At 69.5% G+C, this 24,457-nt stretch carries 19 protein-coding genes and 4 pseudogenes; 12 read left to right on the top strand and 11 right to left on the bottom strand.

The window, feature by feature from the left end:
• Window positions 1-196: 196 nt before the first annotated feature.
• The 3 genes from ACFYZ3_RS22540 to ACFYZ3_RS22530 all read right to left on the bottom strand — a co-directional run bounded on the left by ACFYZ3_RS22540 (window position 197) and on the right by ACFYZ3_RS22530 (window position 2,673).
• Complete coding sequence (locus ACFYZ3_RS22540; protein ID WP_388520506.1) at window positions 197-1,111, bottom strand: AAA family ATPase; 915 nt, start codon at window positions 1,109-1,111, stop codon at window positions 197-199.
• Between the two features lie 44 nt (window positions 1,112-1,155).
• Window positions 1,156-1,428, bottom strand: a complete 273-nt coding sequence (locus ACFYZ3_RS22535) for a helix-turn-helix domain-containing protein (RefSeq protein WP_388520503.1) — start codon at window positions 1,426-1,428, stop codon at window positions 1,156-1,158.
• A gap of 327 nt (window positions 1,429-1,755) precedes the next feature.
• Window positions 1,756-2,673 (bottom strand): helix-turn-helix domain-containing protein, encoded by a 918-nt coding sequence (locus tag ACFYZ3_RS22530; protein ID WP_388520501.1) that lies wholly within the window; start codon window positions 2,671-2,673, stop codon window positions 1,756-1,758.
• 166 nt (window positions 2,674-2,839) lie between these two features.
• On the opposite strand from ACFYZ3_RS22530, the gene ACFYZ3_RS22525 reads away from it, so the two are divergent.
• Window positions 2,840-3,565, top strand: coding sequence for an SDR family NAD(P)-dependent oxidoreductase (locus ACFYZ3_RS22525; RefSeq protein ID WP_388520498.1), 726 nt, complete (start codon window positions 2,840-2,842; stop codon window positions 3,563-3,565).
• A gap of 226 nt (window positions 3,566-3,791) precedes the next feature.
• On the opposite strand, the gene ACFYZ3_RS22520 is transcribed toward ACFYZ3_RS22525, so the two are convergent.
• The gene (locus ACFYZ3_RS22520; RefSeq protein WP_388520495.1) at window positions 3,792-4,562 is read right to left on the bottom strand and encodes an IclR family transcriptional regulator; all 771 of its coding nucleotides are present in this window, start codon (window positions 4,560-4,562) and stop codon (window positions 3,792-3,794) included.
• Window positions 4,563-4,755: 193 nt separating this feature from the next.
• Between ACFYZ3_RS22520 and ACFYZ3_RS22515 the strand changes: the two genes are divergently transcribed.
• Window positions 4,756-5,682 carry an alpha/beta fold hydrolase gene (locus ACFYZ3_RS22515; protein WP_388520492.1) on the top strand — a complete coding sequence of 309 codons (927 nt, stop codon included), beginning with the start codon at window positions 4,756-4,758 and terminating at the stop codon, window positions 5,680-5,682.
• Window positions 5,683-6,033: 351 nt separating this feature from the next.
• Here the strand turns inward: ACFYZ3_RS22515 and ACFYZ3_RS22510 are convergent, their stop codons facing one another.
• A complete protein-coding gene (locus tag ACFYZ3_RS22510) occupies window positions 6,034-6,585 on the bottom strand; it encodes a hypothetical protein (RefSeq protein WP_388520599.1) in 552 nt (183 codons plus the stop codon).
• Between the two features lie 117 nt (window positions 6,586-6,702).
• Here ACFYZ3_RS22510 and ACFYZ3_RS22505 point away from each other — a divergent pair, with 117 nt between their 5' ends.
• On the top strand, window positions 6,703-7,473 hold the full coding sequence (locus ACFYZ3_RS22505; RefSeq protein ID WP_388520489.1) for a transposase: 771 nt from the start codon (window positions 6,703-6,705) through the stop codon (window positions 7,471-7,473).
• Between the two features lie 220 nt (window positions 7,474-7,693).
• On the opposite strand, the gene ACFYZ3_RS22500 is transcribed toward ACFYZ3_RS22505, so the two are convergent.
• The 3 genes from ACFYZ3_RS22500 to ACFYZ3_RS22490 all read right to left on the bottom strand — a co-directional run bounded on the left by ACFYZ3_RS22500 (window position 7,694) and on the right by ACFYZ3_RS22490 (window position 10,551).
• The gene (locus tag ACFYZ3_RS22500) at window positions 7,694-8,344 is read right to left on the bottom strand and encodes a transposase (protein ID WP_388520596.1); all 651 of its coding nucleotides are present in this window, start codon (window positions 8,342-8,344) and stop codon (window positions 7,694-7,696) included.
• A 422-nt stretch (window positions 8,345-8,766) separates the two neighbouring features.
• Entirely contained in the window at window positions 8,767-9,735 is a 969-nt protein-coding gene (gene sigJ, locus ACFYZ3_RS22495; RefSeq protein ID WP_388520593.1) for an RNA polymerase sigma factor SigJ, read from the bottom strand.
• An 81-nt stretch (window positions 9,736-9,816) separates the two neighbouring features.
• The gene (locus ACFYZ3_RS22490) at window positions 9,817-10,551 is read right to left on the bottom strand and encodes an SDR family oxidoreductase (RefSeq protein ID WP_388520486.1); all 735 of its coding nucleotides are present in this window, start codon (window positions 10,549-10,551) and stop codon (window positions 9,817-9,819) included.
• A gap of 260 nt (window positions 10,552-10,811) precedes the next feature.
• Between ACFYZ3_RS22490 and ACFYZ3_RS22485 the strand changes: the two are divergent.
• Window positions 10,812-11,438 (top strand): annotated as a pseudogene (locus tag ACFYZ3_RS22485) (transcriptional regulator); the annotation flags it as partial.
• 12 nt (window positions 11,439-11,450) lie between these two features.
• Window positions 11,451-11,849, top strand: a pseudogene (gene tpg, locus ACFYZ3_RS22480) (telomere-protecting terminal protein Tpg); the annotation flags it as partial.
• 162 nt (window positions 11,850-12,011) lie between these two features.
• Here the strand turns inward: tpg and ACFYZ3_RS22475 are convergent.
• Window positions 12,012-12,407 carry a winged helix-turn-helix transcriptional regulator gene (locus ACFYZ3_RS22475; protein WP_388520591.1) on the bottom strand — a complete coding sequence of 132 codons (396 nt, stop codon included), beginning with the start codon at window positions 12,405-12,407 and terminating at the stop codon, window positions 12,012-12,014.
• Between the two features lie 120 nt (window positions 12,408-12,527).
• Here ACFYZ3_RS22475 and ACFYZ3_RS22470 point away from each other — a divergent pair, with 120 nt between their 5' ends.
• The gene (locus tag ACFYZ3_RS22470) at window positions 12,528-13,355 is read left to right on the top strand and encodes an enoyl-CoA hydratase/isomerase family protein (RefSeq protein WP_388520483.1); all 828 of its coding nucleotides are present in this window, start codon (window positions 12,528-12,530) and stop codon (window positions 13,353-13,355) included.
• A 487-nt stretch (window positions 13,356-13,842) separates the two neighbouring features.
• Here ACFYZ3_RS22470 and ACFYZ3_RS22465 read toward each other — a convergent pair.
• Window positions 13,843-13,959 (bottom strand): annotated as a pseudogene (locus ACFYZ3_RS22465) (ATP-binding protein); the annotation flags it as partial.
• A gap of 124 nt (window positions 13,960-14,083) precedes the next feature.
• On the opposite strand from ACFYZ3_RS22465, the gene ACFYZ3_RS22460 reads away from it, so the two are divergent.
• Complete coding sequence (locus ACFYZ3_RS22460) at window positions 14,084-14,392, top strand: hypothetical protein (protein ID WP_388520480.1); 309 nt, start codon at window positions 14,084-14,086, stop codon at window positions 14,390-14,392.
• A gap of 3 nt (window positions 14,393-14,395) precedes the next feature.
• On the opposite strand, the pseudogene ACFYZ3_RS22455 reads toward ACFYZ3_RS22460, so the two are convergent.
• Window positions 14,396-14,545 (bottom strand): annotated as a pseudogene (locus ACFYZ3_RS22455) (type VI secretion protein); the annotation flags it as partial.
• 787 nt (window positions 14,546-15,332) lie between these two features.
• Here ACFYZ3_RS22455 and ACFYZ3_RS22450 point away from each other — a divergent pair.
• Genes ACFYZ3_RS22450 through ACFYZ3_RS22430 form a run of 5 tightly spaced genes read left to right on the top strand, consistent with a single transcriptional unit; the run spans window position 15,333 to window position 24,456 of the window.
• On the top strand, window positions 15,333-16,784 hold the full coding sequence (locus ACFYZ3_RS22450) for a hypothetical protein (protein WP_388520477.1): 1,452 nt from the start codon (window positions 15,333-15,335) through the stop codon (window positions 16,782-16,784).
• A gap of 9 nt (window positions 16,785-16,793) precedes the next feature.
• Window positions 16,794-17,393 (top strand): hypothetical protein, encoded by a 600-nt coding sequence (locus ACFYZ3_RS22445; RefSeq protein ID WP_388520474.1) that lies wholly within the window; start codon window positions 16,794-16,796, stop codon window positions 17,391-17,393.
• On the top strand, window positions 17,383-19,872 hold the full coding sequence (locus tag ACFYZ3_RS22440) for an Hsp70 family protein (RefSeq protein WP_388520472.1): 2,490 nt from the start codon (window positions 17,383-17,385) through the stop codon (window positions 19,870-19,872). Before ACFYZ3_RS22445 ends, ACFYZ3_RS22440 begins: the two co-directional genes overlap by 11 nt.
• Before the next feature lie 4 nt (window positions 19,873-19,876).
• Window positions 19,877-20,908 carry a hypothetical protein gene (locus ACFYZ3_RS22435; protein ID WP_388520469.1) on the top strand — a complete coding sequence of 344 codons (1,032 nt, stop codon included), beginning with the start codon at window positions 19,877-19,879 and terminating at the stop codon, window positions 20,906-20,908.
• Window positions 20,905-24,456, top strand: a complete 3,552-nt coding sequence (locus ACFYZ3_RS22430) for a CHAT domain-containing protein (RefSeq protein WP_388520466.1) — start codon at window positions 20,905-20,907, stop codon at window positions 24,454-24,456. The genes ACFYZ3_RS22435 and ACFYZ3_RS22430 overlap by 4 nt, the downstream gene beginning before the upstream one ends.
• Window position 24,457 lies beyond the last annotated feature (1 nt).

The following is a 24,457-nucleotide window of genomic DNA, read 5'->3' as shown; positions in this document are numbered from 1 at the left end:
ACACAGGTCAGACAGACACCACCCCGCCCAGCCTCACACTCCGGGCACCCCCAAGCACCACGAACATCACCCAGAAAAACTGAGAAACCCCAGCTCACAGCCACAGCAACAACTCACAAAAACTGGGCGACGACACCTCCCCGCGCGTGCGGACCGTCCTCGTGGCCGCCAGCCTCTCCCGGACCGGAGGCGCCGGTCACAGCGGCCCCATGAGCCGTGCGCAGGCCCGCTCCAGCAACCGGCGGTCCACCACCGCACGGCTCTTGCCGTAGGTCTCGGCCGTCAGGTGCGAGGTCAGCTTCGCCCACGTCCGGAAATTGCCGTGTCCCACATGCTCGTCCACCCACACGACATCGTCCTCGCTCACGACCTCCCACAGCGGGTGGAAGGCCGCCATCGCCGCTGCCACCTCGCGGCGGCGAAGACGAGGCACCAACTCCCAGGTCAGCACCCGAGACGCCAGCGCTGGCACCCGACGCAGCGCCCGTTCGCTGCCCGCACACGCCAAAAGGAGCGCCGTGTCCGTGTCCGGGTGGTCCCACAGCCCGCGCAGAAACTCCAGCGCCGGCCCCGGAAGACGCTGCGCCTCGTCCAGCACCAGCACGCGCGGCTGTCGCAATGCGTTCACCAGCATCAGGTCGGTCTCCCCCGCCCCGCGCGGCAGACGCCTGCCCAGCTCCAGAGCGTCCCCGAGCACCCTGCGCAGCTCGGGAACCGTCGGGTGCACACCGACGTGGACCCGACGGACTCTGGCCGGGTGCGGCAGCGGGGACAGGGCGTACTGCAGCGCGACGGTCTTGCCCTGGCCGGCGTCGCCGTAAAGACACACCACCGCCCCCACCGCGGCCGCGTGCGCAACCGTCCGCAGCACCGACCGAACGGCAGGCGTGTGCACCACCTGGGCATCCGGAACCAGGACCGGGGCCTGCGCCAGGTGCTTCTGCTCCCGCAGAAACACCTGCCCACCGACGCCCTTCTCGGCCACCGCGTCCAGACCCAGCTCACTGAGGGGATCCGGCCGACGCACCCCGGCCGCCTCCGGCTCCCGCCCGGTCAGCAAAGCCCGCCCCGCCCGCCGGTCCCTGCGGATCACCCGGCTCAACGTCGACATCGACGGAACCGGCACCTCACCCCTGGCGGCCACCAGCCGACGCCTCAGCTCCGAGACATTGCCCCCGCCTCGCCCAGCAGCTCCCATACCTCGTCCGACACCACGTATCCCTGCCGGGCCGGCGCCTCCGGCCGCCCCGTCGCCTTCGCCTGCTCCAGCCAGCGCCAGACCGTACGCTCCGAAACACCCACCGTCTCAGCGACCGCACGCACATGCCGCGTGGCCAGCTCCCCCGCCTGCTGCCGCTCCAGCAGACGACGCACCACCAACCCCCTGGGCAGCACAGGCCCACGACCGGCCCTTACCTCTTGGTCCATCCCACGATCACACCGACCGGGCCCACCTCACCGCATAAGAACTAACGAACCTGAGACACCATCAGCCGCAATGCGATAAAGCCCCATTACAGCGATCCCACCCATCAACCTCTCGCCTTATGACAGTGCCAGCCCTCCCTTCAACACCCCCCTGACCAGCACCAATGAACCAACCACCCGACCACCAACACCGACTCTCATCACCACCGACTACAAACCGAGAGGCCGCACACGGCCCCGCACTCTCTGCCAGGACATCCGCATCACCATCCCGCTGACGCCCACCCACTGCCGCCCCACCGCCCACTCACACTCCGGGCCGCGCAGCTATGCGGCATCCGTTTCACGAGCAGCGGTCGCGGCGTAGTCGGTCGGGGTCTGGCCGTAGTGCTTGCGGAAGGCGCGCGCGAAGTGGCCGCTGTCGGCGAACTGCCAGCGGGCGGCTATCTCCGTGACGGTCAGGCGCCGGTGCGGTGCGACGAGCGCGCGGCATGCCTCCTCGAGGCGGCGGCGCCGGATGTAGGTGCTCAGCGGCCCGTCTTCCCTGGCGAAGGCCCGTTGGAGCGTACGCGGGGAGACGTTCAGCTCCCGGGCGAGAGCCGAGGGGGACAGGGCGGGGTCGGTGAGCCGGCGGTCGGCCAGGTCTCGCGCGGCTTGGGCCAGGGCCGGCGCCAACAGGGGCTCCACGTCGTCCAGGCCGCCGACGGCGGCGGCCCGGGCCAACTCGGCCAGGGTGCTGCGGGCGGCGTCGGCCCCGGCCGGCCCGAGACGGTCCAGCATCCGGCCCACCATGGCGGCATGCGCCGTCAGCAGCCGCACCTCAGCGGTGTCGGCCGGACCGGAGGCCGGCCCGCCCCGCCCGAGCCGCACCTCCGCGGCGGGCAGGACGAGTACCTGCACGACGGTGCGTGGCGCGGCGGAGAAGTGGGACAGCCTTCCCCTCTGCACCAGCAGGCGGCCGGCCGGTGCCGTGTGCTCGGCTCCGTTCGGCTCGCCGAACCGCCAGGCTCCCCGGTGGACGATCCACAGGCGTACGTGATCGTCGGCCCCCACCCGTCGGCCCCCTGTCCGCAGGGCCGCCGCGGTCTGGAAGCGGTTGAACATCATGTCCCGCACCCAAAACCCGCGGGAGCGCGCCGAGAAACCGGACACGGTCGTGCGGCGGAAGGAGGCCAGAGCGAAGGTGTCACCCATCCGGCTGCGCCACTGGTGTGCGAAGACGCTGAAGGCGTTCGCGCCGCTCACGTCAGCCGAGAACGTACCGCTCATCGTTGTCGCGAATCTCCCGTTCGAACTGACGCACCGGTCCAAGGCGCCGGGACCACACGCTTCCTACCCTTGTTCCGGCATACATCGAAGAGCCGGCATCCGCGGTCTGGAATGTCGATACAAGGGTAACGAGGTGGCGCAATTGAGCACGCTCGCGATCGTGGGCGCAGGCCCGCAACTCGGGCGCGCGATCGGCCGGCGGTTCGCCGCCCAAGGAGTCGACGTGGCGCTGATCGCCCGCAGCCGCACGACGCTGCAGGCAGTGGCCGACGAACTGTCCCACACGGGCGTGCGGGCCGAGGCGTTCCCCGCCGACGTGACCGACCGTCCCGCCCTGCACGCCGCGCTCACCCAGGCCGAGGAACGGCTGGGACCGATCGACATACTCGAGTACTCGCCCGCACCGTCCCCGGCCGACCTGCGCCGGGCACCGCTGGTCGAGGCCACGAAGGTCACCGTCGACTCGGTCCTGGCCCAGCTGGACCTCTATCTGCTCGGAGGCGTGGCGGCGGTGCAGCACGTCCTGCCCGGCATGCTGGAGCGCGGCACGGGCACGATCCTGGTCAGCAGCGGAGCGGGATCGGGGCCGGTGATCGCCCCGCCGGTGGCGAACGTCCAGATCGCCACCGGCGGGATGCGCAACTGGATCCTCAACCTGCACGCGGCGCTCTCCGGCACCGGCGTCTACGCCGCGCACGTGGCGATCGCCGCCTACATCGGCCAAGGGGGCCACGCCTCCCAGCCGCAGACGATCGCCGACGCCTACTGGCGGCTGCACACCGGGCGCACCGAAGCCGAGCTGGTCATCCACGACCTGCCGAACGACTACCTGGACCGGGGACTGGCCGACAAGTTCACCGAGTCCTGAGCCGCCGGCGGCTGCCCGGCCCCAGCACGCACAGGGCGGTGGCGCCCGTCCGGCCGTCCGGCCGTCCACGGCGGCACTGCCGTGGACGTCCTGCCCGGAGACACAGGGGCCCGAGCCGGCCGTCCACGGCGGCGGTGCCGTGGACGTCCTGCCCGGTGGCACAGGGGCCCGGGCCGGGCCGATTCCCGCCGGCAGCCGCCGCTCCACTGCCCGGCACAGACACGGTTCACGCCAGCCCCGCGACCCGGGAGATCGCGGCACTCGCCCTGCGCAGCGCCGTCACGGCCGCGGTCCGGGGCCCGCCCTCATCGGGTGCGACCCATGACAACGCGCCCAGAGCATTGCCGCGGCGGTCCAGGATCGGGGCGGCGACCGTCGACATGGCCGTGGGCCCACGGCGCAGCGGGTTGGGCACCGTCACGGCACAGACACCGTCCGCACGAACGGTGGCCAAAAGCCGGCGGACACAGGGCGCATCGTCCGCGCCCGCCAGCACCTGCTTCCGGATGCTCCCCGGGGCGTGCGCCAGCAGGGCAATCCCGATACCCGTCCCGACGAGAGGCAGGCGCCCCCCGACCCGGTACTTGACCGCCGCCGCGTCCCGTGCGGACAGCCGCTCGACCAGAACGGCCTCGCCGCCGTCACGCACGGCCAGGAGGATGTGCTGGCCGGTGACCCGGTGCAGGTCCTGCATGAACGGCAGCGCGGCGGCGCGCAGTCCGTGGCCGCGGGGCGCCAGCGAGGCGATCTCGAGCAGTTGCAGGCCCACGACGAAGTCGCCGTTGCCGAGGCGTTCAAGGGCCCCCACATCCGTCAGCTGGGCCGCGATCCGGGACGTCGTGCTCTTCGGAAGACCCGCCCGGGCCGCGAGTGTGTGAAGCGCCAGAGTCTCGCCGGCCTCGCTGAAACAACCCAGCACCCGAAACGCCCGCTCCAGGACCGGCTCACCACGCAACGGCCTGCCCCCACGCCGGACTTGTACCGGCGTTCCACTCATCGAAACCGCCGGTGCGCATCGACTGCCACGCTCCGAATAATAGCCCCGAGACGCGCCCACCCGCTGACAGCAGACACCGGCCCAGACCACCGCCCCGGCACACCGGCACACCGGCACCGGTGGTCAGGACCGGGCCGAAGGAAACGCCGTCCACCCGTCACGACAGGCAGCACACACCGAGGAGAACACCAACATGACCAGCCCCGCCCTACGCGACGTCCACATCCCGCACGCCTATGCCGAACAGCAGGCCGACCTCGGCGAGATCACCATGAACTACGCCCAGGCCGGCGACCCCGCACGGCCCGCCCTGCTGCTCATCCCCGAGCAGACAGGATCCTGGTGGTCGTACGAGGAGGCGATGGGCCTGCTCGCGGAACACTTCCACGTCTACGCCGTCGACCTGCGCGGCCAGGGCCGCAGCAGCTGGACCCCGAAACGGTACAGCCTCGACAACTTCGGCAACGACCTGGCCCGGTTCATCACCCTGGTGGTGAAACGGCCCGTCATCGCCGCGGGCAACTCCTCCGGCGGCGTCCTCGCCGCATGGCTGTCGGCATACTCCATGCCCGGTCAGCTCCGGGGCGCCCTGTGCGAGGACCCGCCGTTCTTCGCATCCGAACTCCTGCCCGCACACGGCCACTCGGTCCGCCACGGGGCGGGACCGGTATTCGAACTCTTCCGCACATATCTCGGCGACCAGTGGAGCGTGGGCGACTGGGACGGGTACTGCCGCGCGGCCGGCGCCTCCGCCTCACCCATGGCACAGTCCTTCGTGGCGGACAGAATCCCGCAGCACCTCAAGGAGTACGACCCGGAATGGGCCCGGGCCTTCTACGAGGGAACCGTCGGCCTGAACTGCCCCCACGAACGCATGCTGACCCAGGTCAAAACACCGGTGCTCCTCACCCACCACATGCGCGGCACCGACCCGCGCACCGGAAACCTCCTCGGAGCACTCTCCGACGAACAGGCCGCACACGCCAAGCGGTTGATGGACTCGGCAGGGGCGAATGTCCACTACGAATCCGTACCCGAGGCATCACACACGATGCACCAGTCCGACCCGGCACGCTACACCGAAATCCTCACACGATGGGCGGCCACACTCGCCCCGTGACCAGGCACCGCACGAACAGGCACAGCCGGGCCCCGAGCACACGAACTCCACACCGGCCGGCGGGCAGGCACGCCCGACCAAGCCCCCCGGCCGCCTGGCCGCCTCAGACCCGCAGCCAGGAAGCAGCAGAACTCCCCGGCACCAGCCCGCAGGCGAACTCCGCCCTCTCCTTAAAACCCGCGCGTCAGCCCGACCCGCACACGTAGCACGCCAAAACGAACTCGACCACAAAGCCCCCCCCCACCTCCGCATCCGCATCCGGGTCTCCCAACGGCCCCAACCCCACCTAAGACTTGTCCCGCAATGATCACGCAGGAGGGCGTCGCTGCCGGTTGCCAGCCGGCTGCGGAGTCAGTCAAGGCTGCTCGCCCATGCCGTCAGCGCGGCGAAGTCGTCGATGGCGAGGCCGTGTCGTGGGTCGATCCGGTGTAGTAGGGCGGGACCATCGTGGTGTTCCTTCACCCAGGAACGATCCGCCTCTGTGATCTCGTCGTCGATCCAGGCGAACGCACGGCCTGTCACCCAGGCGACGATCTCAGGCGTCTTCCAGAACACACCGTTCCCGGGCTCGGGCCGCGGCGAGGGCCAAGGGATGAAGGGCAGCTCGGGCAATCCCAGGACTGGCGCGACGAAGGCGTTGGCTTCTTCCTCCCACGTCGTCGCCCACACCAGGTCAAGGGGAAGTGCCTCCAGCGCCGGGCCGTGATCCGGGTTGAGCCACACCCGCAGCGGCTTCACCGGCTTGTTAGGCAGTCCCCAGTCAGTCAGCCGGCGCCGCTCAGCGGCCTCCCACCGAGGCGTCAGCAAGCGGTGCGTCTGATAGCCCTCGGGCCGACGGTGCGGCTTCGCTGCATACGGGTTCAGCGGTCCATCCACATCCACCAACAGCACCGGGCGCACCAGCTCATCCCCCTTGGTCCTGCGTCGCACCGTACCGGCCGGTGAAGAGACCGCCCAACAGAATTCTGGCCGGTGCTGGTCTACGCAACTCTGGCTCCGGGGTAGAGGGACAATCTTGACGTGTCAGCAGTGATCACGGCGTCGCAGCCGTCCTGGATAGGCCCGTTCACAGGGCTGAGCCCGCGCTGCTTCGGCAAGCTGGTGAACGCCTTGCGCCGTGAGGGGGCGGACGCGGTCCGCCGAGGCCGGCCGTGGAGCCTTCCCCTGGAGGACCCAGTCCTGCTCGTCGCGGCTTACTGGCGCACGAACTTGCCACTGCGCCAGCTCGCGCCGCTGTTCGGGATCTCGAAGTCTGCGGCCGACCGGATCATCGACCGCCTCGCACCGCTCCTCGCGCTGCGGCCGCGCCCTCGGTTCCGCAAGGGCACCGTGCTCATCGTGGACGGCACCTTGGTTCCCACGCGTGACCATGCGGTGGCCGAGCAGTCGAAGAACTACCGGTACTCCACCAACCACCAGGTCGTCACCGACGCCGATACACGGCTGATCGTCGCGGTCGGCAAACCTCTGCCCGGCAACCGCAACGACTGCAGGGCATGGGAGCTCTCCGGAGCGAAGGGCTCCGTCGGCACCGCCACGGTGATCGCTGACGGCGGCTACCGCGGCACTGGCCTGGTGATCCCACACCGCCGCGAACCAGGCCCGGCCCAGCTCCCGGCCTGGAAGGAGGAGCACAACCGCTCACACCGCAAGGTCCCTGCCCGCATCGAGCACGCCTTAGCCCGCATGAAGAGCTGGAAGATCCTCCGCGACTGCCGCCTGAAGGGAGACGGCATTCACTACGCCATGCTGGGCATAGCCCGCCTGCACAACCTTGCGCTCGCCGGATAGACCGGCCCGACGGCGTTCCCCGCATGCTGACCGTGTCGGCTCAGTTGATCATTGCGGAACAGCCTTTAGCGCACGACCTCGAGCAGAGCATCAAAGTGGCTGCCCCCACAGCAGCAGGAAACCCCGCCGCAGAACATCCGGATCACCCTGTCCCGTACCAGCACAACGACCCCACAGGACAGACATCGGCCATGTGAGAAACCGCCGCCCCGCCCCCGCGTCACAGGAAGCACCACCACCCGCCCGGCACCCACGAAGCCGTTGCACTCAACCATGAACGTCCAGCCACCGACCAGGACCACCCCCACCGGCTGGACCTCCCCGAAAACCCGGCCCACCAGGCAATACCACCCGAGCGTCCACCCGCACAGCACACACAGCCGTCACCCCCGCCCCGACAGTGCCCCGCAGAACCACCAGCACCCCCAGGAACTCCCACAGCAAAACAGACCGCACATACCTTGAAACAACACAACCCCTCAAAACCGCCCCCAACACCAAAACACCCGCATAACCGGCCTCCACCCCCCACCAACACACCCCCCTGGCCGCGAACAACACGAAGAGAAGAACGAGAAAGACACCCCACCCACTCCACCCCCGACCCCACCCCGAAGACACCGCACACGACAACCACCACACACCCCCCAAAAAGCCCCGCCGGCCGACCACAGCCAGCGCCGTTCATAGACCGTCTTCCACGGCCCGAAACGTTCCGGAAGGTCACGCCACTGCATCCAGTCCGAATCCGGTGCGCAATCCCGTCGATTACCTGCCGGTGATTCCGCCACCGGCCGCAACGTCCGTTGCTGACCGGCATGAACGGACGCAGCCGTTCCCACTCGGCATCACTCAGATCACGCCGCCCCATACCCACATCAACGACCGGACGTGGAACAGCCACATGATCCGCAAGGCAGGCTAGGAGTCCATAGCCACTACGATGTATAGCGACTCGTCTAGGAAGACGGTACTCAGGCGGGGCCGGACGCCGGTCTCGGTCCCTTCCGCAGTCGGCGCCAGGACGTTACTCCGAAACAAGGCCTGGTTTCCGCGGGGACCTCGAGCCAGGCTAGACCGGTCCGCCACACGTTCATTACGCGGACAAATGGCACGCGATACGGAACACGCAGCGGACCGAGACAGCGGTGGGACCGTTCTAGAGCAGGCGACAACAGCGGATCAAGCCGCTCCTATAGGTCGTCAGGAACAAGACCAGCACGCACCCCGGACACAATGCAGTCAAGCTCGTCGACACAAAACCGGCAGCTCAACAAATTTTGAGACGATCAGTCAGTCGAGTGGCCAATTTGTTAGCTTCATTGGATTCAGCATGAGCCACACGTTCGTAACGCATTCACCACTGACGTCAAATGTGGCCATACCGTATCGGCGCTCTCCATTTCGAAGAATGTATCCGAGACCGTCAGCTGTTTCGCGTCGTTCAAGGCGGAGGGCGGGCTGTTTTCGCATCACTCCCATGAACCACCGGGCTACGTTATTCGACCCATGGATGACCTGAGGCGCCGCATTGACGAAGCCACCCCCGTCTACTCGTAGTTCGACGCCTGGAGCCAACACGCGGAGCAGGGCCTCGATGTCCCCTCCGACAGCTGCATCACGGAAGGCCCGAACAACCTCATCGTGCTGGTGCGAAGAAACCCATGCACGTCTTCCTCGTCGAACGTGGCGGCGCGCGGACGTTGCCAATTGCCTTGTTGCTGCCGCTGAACGATCTACGACACCAGCAATCTCGTCAAACGGGACGCCGAATACGTCATGCAGCACGAACGTCACTCGCTCCGCTGGGGTCATTGCTTCGAGAACCGTCAGTAGTGCCATGCTGACGGCATCATCTAGGGTGACACGATCGAGTGGATCAGCAGCAAGACTGCTGGAGTTCAGTGGCACCTTCGCTGTGTCTGCAAAAAGGTCAGCCGGAACCGGCTCCGGTAGCCATTGCCCGACGTACATCTCCCGTCGTGCTCGCGCGGAACCCAGCAAGTCGAGTGAGATGCGGCTGGCAACTCGAATCAGCCATGCTGCAGGCACGGCAATTTTGTTGCGTTCCTCGGGATCGAGACGGTACCACCTGACATATGTCTCTTGTACGACGTCCTCGGCATCGGCCAGAGTGCCCATCATGCGAAAGGCCAGCGACAGCAGACGATGCCGCTCTGCCATGACTGAATCGAGGGCTGTTGATTCATCACGCTCGATTCCTCCGAACTCGGCGGATTCCGCAGGAACATCTTCCGGCATGGGGCACCTTTCCCATTGGAGCGCAGCACGCCCAGCCTTCTGCCTGGCGCTCATGCGTTCCTCCTCCGTTCACTATCGCATTCAGGCGGTGGGAATCCCTGTGATTGGGTACCGCACAGTGCCTGCCCGGTACGCGCCGCGCGGAACCATGACATCGAGTGCCCCTTCCGCGTCCATGGTCACAACCTCACGATCATCTCCGCGGTCAGCCAAAGTGGCACGGAAGAGGTCGTCGTGGTAGAAGCGGTCGGGTCCAGCGATCTCGACCTCGCTTCCTGGTTCCAGCGTCGTGGCTGCCTCGGCGAGCAGCTCGATCACTTCGTCCAGCTCGACGGGCTGGATGAATGATCTTGGAGCAAGAACTTTGCCGTCCACGGTGTGCTGGTCAATGAGAACAGGAATGTAGCTCTGGAACTGGGTGGCCCGAATGATGGTGGCGGGGATCGAAGCGGATCGCACGGCCCTTTCCTGCGCCACCTTGCCGAGGTAGTACCCGATCTCAGACGCGTCCCCTTGCCCAACGCCGACAATGGAGAGCACGATGTGATGACGCACGCCTGCACGTTGTCCCTCCGCGGTCAGGTTGTTGATCGCTCCCTCGAAGAACGAGATTGCACCCTCCGCATCAAAGCGGGGGGTGTTGAGGACGTTGACGATGGTGTCGACTCCGACGAGCGCCTCGGTCAGCCCTTTGCCCGAGATGACGTCGATCCCGTCCTCAAGCCCTCCCGAGACCACCTCAATGCCCTTGGTCTCCAGGTTGTCAGCAAGGAGGGACCCCACTCGGCCGCGCCCACCAGCGATGAAAACCTTCATTTCCGCACTCCGTTCCGGGGCACCAGTCGCTGCCCTCAGCAACATGACGACGCAGGCCGGAGGAATGTGAGGTTGCGAGACAGATTCTCATCGCCCGCCTGATGGAGGTGTGCAGACGACCGGGCGACCAACTGGCTCGAGCCCGCCAGAGCAGTAGCCACCCGCTACGACAAGCGCGGCTACGTCTTCCTCGGGATCACGACCGCCGAAGCCCCATCATCTGGCTCTGTGCATGATCAGACGGACAAGTCATGACAAAATACGTCCGTCACGACAGCGGCCGTTACCTGGACAGCTGGTACCAGCGGCTGCGGGACGCCTACCTGGCCACGATGGCAGACCTCGGCGTCGGTGCCGACCTCGCCCCGGACGACTTCCTCACCGCGATGAACGGCTGGAAGGGCCGTGACCTGGAGCTGGCGATCGTCGTCTCGGCGGTCAAGGCGACGGTCAAGGGCGGCCTGGGCAAGCTCCGCGAGCGCCCCCGGGGCGAGGGCTGGAAACCCGGGCAGCCGTGGCGCGCCCTGGCCCGCCCGACGTGGCGGCCGGACATCCGGGCGGCGGTCATCTCCCGCACCCGCACCAACCTGCACCGCAAGATCGTCAAGTACGCGGCGTTCACCGGCCGGTACCCGGTCGCGATCCTGTCCGACTGCGTCGTCTACGCGGCAGGCGGCGAGAGCCCGTTGGACTTTCTGCCCTACCGGGAGGGCAAGCCGCTGCCCGGTGGCTTCAAGCACGGTATCAACCCGGGCCTGGTCAAGCACGAGGGCACCCAGACCGTGCTGTGGGGTGAGGAGGTCCGCGAGCGTTTCAACGCACCGGAACTCAACCTCGCCCGGTACATCAAGGACGGCATCGTCACCAACGTCGACAGCGGAGAGTAGGAGTGGGCCACGATGAGCCTGTTCGGGGACGGTCTCGACCGCGCCGTACAAGGGGCGTTCACCCGTCCCATCCCCAAGTCGGCCGGCGCGCAGATGCGCTACCTGGTCAAACAGCTCAAAGGCACCCGTGCCGTGGCCGGCCTGCTCGGCGTCTCGCAGCGCACCGTCGAGCGGTACGTGAAGGACCAGATCCGCCGCCCGCGCGCCGACCTCGCACGGCGCCTGGAGGACGCCGTACGCGCCCGCTGGCAGCCCCGCATCCGCGCCCAGGCCCGCAAGCAGGCCGCCACCAGCACCGGCCTGGTCCTCGACACCCGCGCCCGCTTCGGCTTCACCGCCGCCCCCGGCACCACCGACGACGCCCGCATCCGCCACCTCACCCTCGCCCTGCCCCCACACCACGCCGCACGCGGGCCGCGCCCTCAGTTCGATCAACGACACCATCGGGACCGATGCCTCAACCGTCACAACTCTCCGCATGAGGGTGAGTCGGCGGTCGTGGTCGGCGGACCTCACATGTCACCGGGCCGGACAGAGTGCCGCTCGCTCCGGCTCGGCTTCATGGTCGTGTTGTCAGCGGAGGGCTCGCTGGTCGTAGGCGTGCTGACGCGCTTGGATCTCGGAGGCGTTCGCGACGGTCCAGTCGTAGAGGTGGGCGAACGGCTCGCGCAGGGATTCGCCGAGGGAGGTCAGCGAGTATTCGACGCCGACCGGCGAGGTCGGCAGCACGCGGCGCTCGACCATCCCGTTGCGTTCGAGCCGGCGCAAGGTCTGCGTGAGGACGCGTTGCGTGATGCCCTCAAGGCGGCGCTTGATCTCGTTGAACCGGCGTGGTTCGGCCAGGACCGCCATTACCATCATCGACCACTTGTCGGCGATCTGATCGAGGATCGGCCGGCTCGGACAGTCGGACCGAAACGTGATGTCGTGCTCAGTGACGGCCCGGTAGACGGCCTCAGAAGTGGCCATGGCAGTATCCTCCACGATCCCTGGGATGTCTGAAGTGCGTTATTGACGCAGGTCAGAGACAGTTTCACAGTAGGTATACATCAGGAACCAGAGTCTTGTCAGATACCTAGGAGAAACGTCATGGGCCACGACGCCTACCAGACCTTGCGGGTCAGCCAGAAGGACGGAGTCGCGCACGTCACGATCGACAACCCGCCGGTCAACGTCCTCAGCGTCGCGGTCATGACCGATGTGCGGCGCCTGCTCACCACGCTGGCCGGCGACGACACCGTACGCGTGATCGTGTTCGACAGCGCGGACCCGGACTTCTTCCTCGCCCACGTCGACATGACCACCACCCCGGACGCCCTCGCCGGACTCATGGCCGACCTGCCGGACGGCGTCAACGTCTTCCAAGCCGTCGGGGAGCAGCTACGCCGACAGCCCCAGGTGACCATCGTCAAGCTCGCAGGCAAGGCGCGCGGCGGCGGAGCCGAATTCGTCGTGGCCGCGGACATGGCGTTCGCGGCGATCGGCAAGTCCGGTCTCGGCCAGATCGAAGCCCTCATGGGCATCGTCCCCGGCGGCGGGGCCACGCAGTACCTCACCGAGCGCGTCGGCCGTAACCGTGCCTTGGAGATCGTGCTCGGCGCCGATCTGATGGACGCCGAGACCGCCGAGCGCTATGGCTGGGTCAACCGAGCCGTCCCCGCCGGCCAGCTCGACGAGTTCGTCGACCGCCTCGCCGGTAACATCGCCGAATTGCCCGACGGCGTCGTCGCGGCCGCCAAACACGCCGTCGCCTCCCGCGATCATTCTGATGGCCTGGCGCGGGAGAACGACGCCTGGGCCGAGCTCGTATTCCGCCCCGCTACAGCACAGCTCATGGGCGCCGGGCTCGCCAACGGCGCCCAGACCCGGGACGGCGAACAGGACCTCGAGGGTCTGTTCCGCGGTCTCGCCGGGTAGCTGAATGTGCACCTATGACAAGTCGAATGCCTTGCCGGTGACTGAAGCACTCCGGGTATGACGGAGGCTCGATTCCCTGAGAGGATCCAGTCATGGCCCGCACCCTTACCCTGACGAGCTGAAGTCAGCAAGAGGTGACTCTCCAGGGTGCGAAGCAGACCCCGGCCCGCTCCTGCGCTGGTCGTCCCGGTCGCCGGCCGAAATCTTGGCGGCACCCCCAACTGGTGGCTCTGCAGTTTGCGCTGACCGACGACCTGATATACCCGGTCTCGTCACGCCGAGTACGGGCCGACGCTTTCCTACGAGCTGCGGCACACCGTTGCGCGTCTCCGGCTGGCTCGCCGCGTGGACTCCGCAACGGTGCAAGCGTGGTGCGGGCACGAGTCGATCGCGACCACCCATCGGTACCTGCCGGCGCCGTACCTCGTCAGACGCCGGACTCGTTGCGGACCACAGGCGTCGGCAGCATGACCGATGTGCTGGGGCGGATGCGCTGTGCCCGCACCCGCAGGACGCGGAAGCCCTGCATGGCGGCTTCGGTACCCAGGGCTGTCAGCAGGTGGGTCTTGGCGGTGCCGAAGTCGCCGATCAGGCAGAGCGGCTCGGGATCGTCTGTGGAGGCGTGCCTTGCTGGACCGGGCAACGATCGTGAAGGTTGTGGCGTCCGTAGGAGTGTGACCCGGCCCGGCACAGCGCCGGGTCTGTTGGGGGCTTTGGTGGAGAAGGACGTGGAGCGGGAACAAGACGCGGAGGCGGCGCCGAACGTGTACGAGCGGATCCTCGCAGAGGACCGCAGGGTGATACGGGAGGCACTGCGTACCAGCCGCGGTGGGGCGCACTTCGGATTGGTGCTGACCTTCTTGGCACTCGGTGCGGTCGGGTACTTCAACGGCCCGAGATGGCCCTTGATCATCGGCGGCGTGTTCGCCGTCTGGTTCGCGCTGGCCTTCGCCGTCGTCCGCCGACGTGGAGGTCGGGGCTGGAAGGCGGTGGAACGGGCATACATCGCGACCTTCGGCTGGGCCGAGTGGCTCTGACCTGACGGCCTCGGACCCGGCGGCGCCGACGCCCTCGAAGTCGCTCAGGCGGTGGGTGGCGAGGAGGTGAATCGTGCCGGTCGCGCGGGACAGGCGCAGGTCGGCGTCGATCTTCCTGACCTGGGAGGCCCCGCCGGATCGCATCTGCCGCCACCAACGCGGGCCGGCCGGAGCGCGCGGTGGAACCGCGGCGTGCTGTACGCCGACGCGTCGGCGCTGGGCGAGCACACGACCCGGACCGATGCCACCGCATGGCGGCCCACCTCGATGCCCGGACCGCCCGCATCCGCCAACTCCCGGGCTCCGAGGGCTCTACAGGCCCTGGGGAATACGAATGGCCAGCTTGCCAGCCTCAAGGATCCGGGCGGCCGCATATGGGAGATCGCACCGTGACCCCAAGCCTCGTTGCGTGCGGTTCGGGGCGGTCAGGCCGGTGTTGGTGCAGGTGCCGTCGCCGAGGGCAGCGCACTCGAAGTGCTCGGTCAGACTGGAGCCCCATCAGGCGGGCGCGTCCGCCGTGTTGCGGGCACCAGCCGGGTCGCGGTCACGGACCGGGATGAGAGTGGCGTCCACGATCCAACTGGCGGTCGACGGCATCGGTGGCGGTCCGGGCCCGCTCGGGATCGCACTCGGAGTAGTTGTCCAGTGCCACCAGCGGCTCCCGCGGGCCGGTCAGGGTTCCTATCGTGCCGGGCGCCAATGCCCCGACTCGCCGGGCGGCCCGTTCCGCAGACGGTCGACGCTCACGACGCCCCTCGTCCTCCAGGTGCCCGCGCGGCTTCAACCACCGTCCCTCGTACACCTGTACCACACGTCGGGCTTGCAGTTGCAGGCCATGTACGCCTGAGCCTAAGCTGGTTGGCAAGGCGACTGTGCGATGCGGGGGATGTAACGTGCGCAGGGCAGCAGTGAGGTGTCTGTCTCAAGGGCGGGGGACGCCGTGACGGCACCGCCCGGTGCCCGGAGCCATCCCTCGACTGCCACCCGCCTCAAGGAACTCGCGGGGCCCGAGCTTTACCGCCGCAACGCCTTCCGGCGCACCGGTCTGCCGGCCGTCGCGGCGCTCAGCGACATCAAGAACCGCCGTCGTACGGTGAACACCTGTATCGAGCTGGACATCGAGATCGACGTGCCCGGGGAGTTCCCACCCCGCGAACCGCTCACCGCCGACCAGGCGCGGGCCGCCTTCGAGGATCTCACCGACTCGCAACGGCGCATCGTCGACGAGGTGTTCTGGTTCTGGGGGACGGACTGCTCCGGCTGTCTCTGCCCCGAGTCGGTGCACCGCAACCACGACGACGCGGTACGCGCGCACGTGCGCGCCCTGGATGCCGAACTGTCCGACCCAGGACAGCCGCCGGACACCGAGGCGGCCCGGCAACGGAACGAGGAGTGGGCCGAAGCCGCTTCGCAGTGGAGACTGTTACTGCGCCGCGCGCCCTTCTGGGAGCACCTGCGGACTCGGTTACAGGCCCTGGACGACCGGCGGCTGGACGAATCGGTCATCGATCTGCTGCGCGGCGCAGTGCCCCGCACCCTGGTCGCGCCGGTCGTGCACCTCGCGGTCGCCGACGGCGCACCGGAGCGCCTGGTCCAGCAGTGCCTCAAGTGGTCCGACGTGGGTCGACACGCGCTGGACGACGCCCTCGACGACATCCTCTCCCCCCGCTACGCGGCGCTGAGCCCGCACATCCAACGGGCCCACGAACACACGGTCGCCGGACGCCCGAGCGCAGCCGAGTCCCTGCTGCTGGAGCACGTGGTACCGGCCCTGGAGCGTTTGGAGCCGTTCGAGGGGCGTACGTCCACGCACCGCGCCGCGGCCCGGCGGCGGACCGACGCTGTCCGGGACGCCACCGCCGTACAGCTCGCCAACAGCGCTTACAAGACGTTGGAGTTGGGGCAGGTCACGGCGTTGTCACCTGGGTGGGCGGTCGGCCGCCTGGAGCGGGCGCGGCGGTTCGCCACCCGCCCGGACACCCAGGAGGGTATCGACCAGGCGCTGTCGCTGGTCCGGGCCGCCCGCTCCGCGGGCCTGGGCTTGGGTCTCGGTACGGGCCCCGGTATGCGGTCCACCCCGCCCGGTGCGCGCAGCCGGCCGCGCCCGGCACCGCCGCCCGCCACACGCCGGCCCGCTTCACCGGGGCCGAGACCCCAGCCCGGCCGCCCCCGGTCGGCCACGCCGGCAAGGCCGCGCCGTGACCTCCCGTCGGCGCTCACGGTGGTCACCGTGCTGACCGGCGTGATCGTGTTCGTGGTCCTGATGTCCCTGAGCGTGTCGGCGCCGCTGCCGTACGCCCTGTTCGCCATGGGCGCGGTGCAGCTGATCGGCGGGGGCATACGCACATTCCGCGACCGCCGTCCGACCGATCGCCCGCTGGGACGCCGCTGAGAGGCCGTCATGAAACATGTGCTGCGCCGTGTACGGGGTTCCCTGCGGCAGGGGCGCCACCACCGCGCCTTCCGTATCCCGCCGCCGCGATGGAGTCCGGACCAGCAGCGGGCGCTGCGGCGGCTCGCACAGGAGACGCCACCGCTGGACGCGTCCCCGCCGGTCACGGCAGAGCCGGAGACAGCGTCCACCGCACCGATCGAGGCGGCCGAACTGGTCCGTGTCGCCACGTACTTGTGGCGGGCACGCAAGAGGCTCGATGGCCCCGGGGACCCCGAACCCAAGGGCGTCCGGCAGGCGGGACGGCACGTCGGCACGGCGCTCACCCTGCTCGACGAGACGGGACTGGTCGTCCAGGACCATGACGGGGCGCCGTTCCACTCCGGGCTGTCCCTGGAGGTGCTGGGCTTCGTGGACGACCCCGCGCTGGGCGAGGGGAGCGGGGAGTACGTCAAGGAGACCCTGGAGCCCTGTGTCTACGTCCATGACCGCCGTGTCCAGACGGGAAAGGTGATCGTCCGCCGGCCCGCCGCCGTGTCCCAGGACCGGCCCGCCCCTGCGGAGCCCGACCCCTTTGGACACGACCACCAGGAGAACGATGATGCGTGAGACCGTCGACTTCGGCATCGACCTCGGCACCACCACCAGCGCCATCGCCGTGGCTGAGAACGGCTCGGTACGGGTGATCAAGAACGTCCACGACTGGGACGTCACCCCCTCGGCGGTCTGGATGCCCAAGCCCGGTGAAGTGCATGTGGGCGGCAAGGCCAAACAGCGGGTCGAGTCCGATCCCGCCAACGCCCACGCCGAATTCAAGTTGGAGATGGGCGTCGCAGGCGCTGAACGCCACTTCGCGAGAGCCGATGTGTCCCTGACCCCGGAGCAGCTGTCCGCCGAGGTCCTCAAGTCACTGCGGGCCGACGCGGCCTCGCACTGCGGCGAGCCACCCGGGGCCGCCGTCATCACCGTCCCCGCCGCGTTCGCGCTCCACCAGAGCTCGGCGACCGGTCGGGCGGCGGAGCTGGCCGGACTCGGCAAGCATTGCCCGCTGGTCCAGGAGCCCACGGCGGCCGCCATCGCCTACGGGTACCAGGATGCCTCGGACCGCGCCTACTGGCTGGTGTTCGACTTCGGCGGCGGCACTTTCGACGCCGCGATCGTCAGCAAGCGGGACGGCGACCTGCAGGTCCTCAACCACGCCGGCGACCCCCACCTGGGTGGCAAGGTCATCGACTGGGCGCTGGTCGAGCGGCTGCTGGTGCCCGCGGTCGTCCGTGACCTGGGGCTGGCGGACTTCACCCGAGACAACAAGCGGTGGACGGCCAACTTCGCCAAGCTCAAGTGGGCCGCCGAGAGCGCCAAGATCGAGCTGTCCAGGCGGGAGTCCGCTTCGGTGGACGTCGAGCTCGACACCGGCTCCGGCGGCACCGAACCCTTCGAGTACACCCTTACGCGCGGCGCCCTGGAGGACATCACCACGCCCTACTACACCCGCGCCGTCAACCGCTGCCGCGACGCGCTCACCGAGGGCAATCTCCGCCCCGACGACATCGACCGGCTCCTGCTGGTGGGCGGCGCCACGCTCGCTCCGGGGCTGCGCGAGCACCTCGCCGACCCGCGGCACGGCCTCGGCATCGAGGTGGACCACAGTCAGGACGCGACGACGGTCGTGGCGCGCGGCGCGGCCGTGTTCGCCGGCACGGTCCGGGTCAAGGACCGGGTGCCCCGCCCCGCCAAGGCCGGGGAGTTCACCGTCGACCTGCACTACGAGCCGCGCGTCACCACCACCAACCCCCCGGTCGGCGGGGTGCTGCACAGCGTCGAGGACGTCGACTGGACGCGCTACTCGGTGGTGCTGGCGAACCCACAGGGCAAGCCGCCGTTTGTCAGCCCGAAGGTCGCCGTACGCCCGGACGGGAAGTTCGTCACCGACGTGAGCATCGACGCGCACGCCGCCTCGGCCTTCACCGTCCAGCTGACGGACGCGGACGGCGTGGCACAGCGGCTGTCCCCGGACACCCTGACCTTCACGCACAGCGATCTGGAGACCCCCGGCGAGGTGCTCACCCAGTCCCTGGGCATCGGCACGGCCGATGGCGGCTTCGACGCCGTACTGCGCAAGGGAACCCAGTTGCCGACGCGCAATACGCAGGTGTTCCGGACGAGTATCCCGCTCAGCCACTCCGCACCCGACGCGGTCATCAGGATCCCAGTGGCCGAGGGCGAGCAGTCCCGCGCCGAACGCAACCACTCCGTGGGCGAGTTGGTCATCCGGCGACGGGACGTCACGATCGATCTGCCGGCCGGCAGCGAGGTCGTGGTGACTTTCGAGGCCGACGCCTCCCGGCGCATCACCGTGATCGCCGACGTCTCGCTGGTGGACACGCAGTTCGAGGCAGAGGTCGACCTGTCCGGAGTACGACCACCGGAGCAGGTGGTGCTGGAGCAGCGCCTGGGCGGGGTACGGCAGCGACTCGCGGAGCTGCAGATCAGGGTGGCGCAGGCGGGTTCGCCGGCCGCCGGGGCGCGGCTGGCCAAGCTCGACGGCGAGAAGGTGCTGCCCGAGGTGGAGCGACTGGCGGCCAGGGCCGACTCGGACATCGGGGCGGCTTCGGCGGCCGAGAGCCTTCTGCTCTATCTGGAGAAGGAGCTGGACTCCGCGGAGAAGGAGCTCGACCAGCCCGGGGACGAGCAGGAGTTGCTGGAGCTGCTGCGCATGTGCACCCTGCTCGTCACCGAGAGCGGCAATGCCGAGCTTCGCGCGGAACTTGCGGACCTGCGGGCCCAGGCCGACGAGGCACTGGCGGGCGGCGATCCGGCGGCGCTGGAGCGGGCCAAGGAAGGCGTGGCACAGCTGTACGTCGCGCTGCTGCAGGCCACGGGGCAGTTGGAGGCCGTACAGTTCCGTTCGCTGCGTGCCGTGCGCCACGAGATGTCCTCCCGGGACCAGGCCGACTCCCTGCTCGCACGCGGCGAGCGGGCCCTGCCCGCCAACGACCGTGCCACCCTTGCCGATGTCAACGCCGCTCTGCTCCAGCTGCTGCCGGTGAACACGCAGGTCCAGATCGGCGGCCTGACGAAGGGATGAGCCGGTGACCGAGACCCGACCTCCGACCGATTCCAGCACGTCAACGAGCCCCCTGGGCGCTCCGCGGCGCCCGGACACACCGGATGCCGCGGACACCCCGCTGCACGGCGCTCTGGGCGAGGAACTCCTCCTGGTCCAGGCCCAGTCGGCCGCCCGATCAGGTGACCTTGCGGCGGCGAGGCGGCTGCTGGAGGACGTCACGGGCTCGTCCGCGGCACCCCCCAGGGACGTACTGGATCTGCTGGCCCGTGTCCACGCGCAGTGCGGGGAGTTCGAGGAGGCCGACCGCTGCTGGGAGCGGGTGCAGGCCGCGGACCCGCAGGACCGCGATGCGGCGGCGGGACGCGCCCTGGTCGCCCGGATCCGGTCAGGGCGCAGCCCGGCCCGGCCCCGGGTCGGCAAGGGCGCGCGGCTGGGAGCGGTGGCGCTGGTGGCGGCCTGTGCCGCCTCGTTCGCCGGAGTGGCCCTGGCCGATGCGTTCGACTCCCCTTCGGCGTCGGATTCCACCTCGGCCGAGCAGCGCGCCGACCGGGCCACCGCGCGGGCCGACCGGGCGACACGGCGCGCCGAGAAGCTCGCGGCACGTGTGGCGGAGCTGGAGGACGGTGCCGGACAACGTCGTGGCGAGTTGGCAGCCCAGGTCGCCGGCTTGGACCGCGCGCTGTCCTTCCCGGGGGTGCGCGTCGAGCGGCACACGGGTTCGGTCCGGGTCGTCTTCCAGGAAGCGCTCTTCGTCGGCGGCGAGCAGCTCACGCCTGAAGGCGCTGCCGCACTGGCCGAGTTGGGACGGCGACTGGCGGGGCAGGACGCCACGGTGAAAGTGGTGGGGCATGTGGCCGCCGTGCCCGGTGCCGATGTGAGCGGCGGTTCGCCGCTGGCCCTGTGGCGGGCGATGGTCGCGGTCCGCACGCTGAGCGACCACAGCGGGCGTCCGCTCAGTTCCTTCACCACCGCCGGCGGTGACGCCCGGCACGCTCCTCACCGCGACATCGACCTCAATCGCACGGTCACGTTGACCGTCGCGCCGACTCCATGATGAACACGCGTACGACGGAGGCGAGTGGGGAGAGCCACAGCGCCACGGCGAACCTCGAAGCCATGATGGACGCCGTACTCAGAGCACTGGACGAGCCGCCGGCCCTCGTCCTGGCCTGTCACCGTCTGCTCTCGCTCCTGCCGCAGGCACCGGAGAACACCGGGCTGCGCCGCCTGTCGGCCGCGGCTCAGGGCCTGTACGCCTACGGGCTGACGCGTACCCCGCACGGGGACCCGCAGCGCAACCGCGAACGGGCCCGCGCGGCCCTGCACTCCGGAATCGACACCTACCGGGCTCTGCGGGACGGCGGCGACTTCCAGGACGGCGACGGTCAGTCGGCCCAGGAGTCGTTGCTGACCCGGCTGGAGGGGGTCCCGGCGGCTTCGGCGGTTCCGGCGGCCACTGCGGTTGCGGGCGGACGCCACCTCACCGTTCACGCAGGCCAGCTGACCGACGCGTTCCAGTACGCGGTGCGCGACCTGTGCGGGAGTCCGGACCGGGCGCACGCCGAGTACAGCTATGCCCGCCGCCTGCTCGACGACGTCTCAGAGGACGCCCAGCGCAACACGGAGGCGGCCATCGCCCACCTCCTGGCCTCGGTGCGCGGACACGACAGGGACCGGGAGCCCACCCGCTGGGCCGACGCCCAGCTCCGCCTCGGCACGTGCTACGTCTCCCGTGCGCACGGCGCACGCCGGACCAACCTCGAACGGGCCATCGCCTGCTACGAGTCCGCCCTCGCGGTCCGTGACCACGGCTCGGGCTGGCGACGCTGGCCCACCGCCATGACCCAGCTGGCGCAGGCCTACAGCCACCGCATCGCGGGAAACCATGCCGAGAACACCGAGACCGCTCTCGTCACCTACCAGGATCTGCTCGCCACCCTCACCCCGGAGCTGGATCCCGGCGCCTGGTCGGGCGCCCGGCACGGCATCGGCCTCCTCTACAGTCACCGTGTGCACGGTGACCGGGCCGAGAACCTGGAGCGCGCCATCGGCCACCTCCAGGAGTCACTGCTCCACATCGACGCCGAGTCCGACGCGTACAACTGCGCCCTCACCCACCAGGCCCTGGCCGCCGCCTACGACTACCGGATCACTGGTGCCCGGCCCGCCAACCGCCGACTGGCCATCAGCCATCTGGAGACGGCACTCCGGGGCGCCACCCGGGAGCGCTTCCCGACGCTGTGGGCGTCGCTCAAGACGAATCTCGGGCTGGTCCACGGTGCCGGCGACAGCCCGGGGGCGCCGAACCCGAGGGAGCTGGAGCAGGCGGCCCGGCACCTGGAGGACGCGCTCACGGTCCGCACCCGCGAAGCCATGCCCGTCCCATGGGCCCGGACCACGGACAGGCTGGCGGCCATGTACATCCAGTGGGCGGGGAACGACGCGGCGGAGTACGCCGAGCGGGCCATCGCCATGCTGCACTCGACCTCGGCGGTGCACGACCGGTTGGCCGACCCCGAGGCCTGGGCCCGCAACCGCCTCACCCTCGCGATGGCCCTGCAGCGGCGCACCGAACTGTCCGGGCAGCCCAGCACCGAGGAGCGCGCGGCCCTCTACCGCTCCCTGCTGGCGCACTACTCGGTCGACAACCGCCCGGACGGCTGTATGCACGTCGCCGCCGAACTGGGCCAGGCGCTGGGCGACCTGGGACGCTGGCCCGCCGCAGCCGAGGCCTTCGGTACCGCGCTGGAGGCACTGGAGAGCCTGATCGCCCCCTCGCTCACGGCAGCCTCCCGGACGCACCTCTCCGGATCGGGCACGGTCACGCGCTGGGCGTCCTACGCCATGGCCCGCGACGGCCGGCTCCGGGAAGCGGTGGTGACGCTGGAACGCGGCCGCGCCCGGGCCCTGGGCGAGGCCCTGGACCGGGACCACACGGACCTGGCGGGGCTGCGGAACGGGCATCCGGACCTGTACGCGGCCTATCGCGAGGCCTGCGAACGGCTGCGGCGTGTGCAGGACCGGGACCTCGTCGGCGACCCGGACCTCAGCGGCAGCGAGGCCGACGTCGAGGACGGCGCGTATGACGGCATCGCCGCCGAGGAGGACGGCCCGCCCGAAGACGACCGGGCGCGGGGCACCGCGCTCATCGAGCTCGCCGAGGAGGTCCGCGCCGCCCGCGCCCAACTCACCGGGGTCGTCGAACGCATCCGCGCGATCGACGGCCACGAGGACTTCCTGGACACCCCCGACTGGGAGACCGTCACGGCGGCCGTGGAGCCGGACGCCCCGCTCGCCTACGTCAACACCACGCCGTGGGGAACCCTGACCCTCCTGCTGACCCGCTCCGAGCCGGGCGCCGGCACGGTCGAGATCCATCCCCTGTGGTGCGACGTCACCCAGGACGACATCGATCGCCTGCTGCACCGCTCGTCCTCCGCCGACGCGCTCTACCCGATCGTCAGCGGCTTCCTGATGCGCCAGTACAACCTCGTCCAGACGACCTTCCCGGACGGCTCCTCCGCGCTGACGTCCGGCTATTGGGACGTACCCGGCTCGATCACCCGCACGGGACTCGACGAGGACGGCGGCATCGACATGCTCGGCCGCCGGGTCGTCGCCCGGCTCGCCCGCGCCCTGGCCGGCCTGGGCGCAGGCCGAGTGACCCTGATTCCCTGCGGCACCCTGCTCTCCCTGCCGCTGCACACCGCCTACTACGACGAAGGCCCAGAGCGGCGCTGCCTCCTGAACGACGTCGACGTCGGTTTCGCCGCCTCCGCCCGCGCCGTGCGGCACGCCCGGGACCGCGTCCACCGCACCTGGGGCGCTCCGGCACTGGCCGGGGTCGGCAATCCGCTCCCGCACCCCGCGCCGCTGCGCTTCGCCTCCCTCGAACTGAGCCGTGTCGCCCCACTGTTCGCGACATGTACCACGCTGTACGAGGAGCAGGCGACCAAGCCCGGGGCCCTGCGGGCGGCGTCCGAGGCCACGTACGTCCATCTCGCCTGCCACGGCGCCCTGGAGTTCGGCGGCAACAACCCGACGCTGCAACTGGCGGGCACCGAGGACCTGACGCTGGAGGAGATCGCTCGCGAGCGCCCCTTCGCCGGGGCCCGGCTCGTCGTGCTGTCCGCGTGCCAGAGCGCGGTCGGCTCCCGATCGGGGGCCATCGACGAGGTCGTAGGGCTCCCCACGGCGATCATGTCCGCCGGCACTCCCGGTGTCATCGGCGCCCTCTGGCCGGTCGACGACCTGTCCACGACCCTGCTCATGGAGCGCTTCTACACATTGCACCTGCGCGGCGACGAACGCACCGGCGAAGGCCCCATGCCGCCGATCCGCGCTCTGGCCCGCGCCCAGCTCTGGCTCGCCACGGTCACCTGTGCCGAACTGCACCAGCGCTTTCTGCGCGAGGCGGAGCGCCTGGACACCGACGGACCGGACGTGGATCGGCCGGAACCAGGTGGCACTCCCCCGCACAGCGGCCCGTCCGCCACCGCGACCGCCGCGGCGAGCGCCGCACGATTCGGTCTCGACGACCCCGGAACCCGCCCTTTCTCGAACTCGTTCTACTGGGCCCCCTTCGTCTTCATGGGAGAGTGAC

The organism is Streptomyces sp. NPDC001599 (assembly GCF_042893535.1).
Taxonomy (GTDB): Bacteria; Actinomycetota; Actinomycetes; order Streptomycetales; family Streptomycetaceae; genus Streptomyces.
This window is presented reverse-complemented; position numbering and strand designations above follow the sequence as displayed.

Coding starts and splice junctions, on each gene's coding strand:
- ACFYZ3_RS22430 (WP_388520466.1), top strand. CDS start 20,905: ATGATGAACACGCGTACGACGGAGGCGAGTGGGGAGAGCCACAGCGCC.
- ACFYZ3_RS22445 (WP_388520474.1), top strand. CDS start 16,794: ATGAAACATGTGCTGCGCCGTGTACGGGGTTCCCTGCGGCAGGGGCGC.
- ACFYZ3_RS22440 (WP_388520472.1), top strand. CDS start 17,383: ATGATGCGTGAGACCGTCGACTTCGGCATCGACCTCGGCACCACCACC.
- ACFYZ3_RS22475 (WP_388520591.1), bottom strand. CDS start 12,407: ATGGCCACTTCTGAGGCCGTCTACCGGGCCGTCACTGAGCACGACATC.
- ACFYZ3_RS22520 (WP_388520495.1), bottom strand. CDS start 4,562: ATGAGTGGAACGCCGGTACAAGTCCGGCGTGGGGGCAGGCCGTTGCGT.
- ACFYZ3_RS22500 (WP_388520596.1), bottom strand. CDS start 8,344: ATGGGGCGGCGTGATCTGAGTGATGCCGAGTGGGAACGGCTGCGTCCG.
- ACFYZ3_RS22540 (WP_388520506.1), bottom strand. CDS start 1,111: ATGTCGACGTTGAGCCGGGTGATCCGCAGGGACCGGCGGGCGGGGCGG.
- ACFYZ3_RS22490 (WP_388520486.1), bottom strand. CDS start 10,551: ATGAAGGTTTTCATCGCTGGTGGGCGCGGCCGAGTGGGGTCCCTCCTT.
- ACFYZ3_RS22470 (WP_388520483.1), top strand. CDS start 12,528: ATGGGCCACGACGCCTACCAGACCTTGCGGGTCAGCCAGAAGGACGGA.
- ACFYZ3_RS22515 (WP_388520492.1), top strand. CDS start 4,756: ATGACCAGCCCCGCCCTACGCGACGTCCACATCCCGCACGCCTATGCC.
- ACFYZ3_RS22535 (WP_388520503.1), bottom strand. CDS start 1,428: ATGGACCAAGAGGTAAGGGCCGGTCGTGGGCCTGTGCTGCCCAGGGGG.
- sigJ (WP_388520593.1), bottom strand. CDS start 9,735: ATGCCGGAAGATGTTCCTGCGGAATCCGCCGAGTTCGGAGGAATCGAG.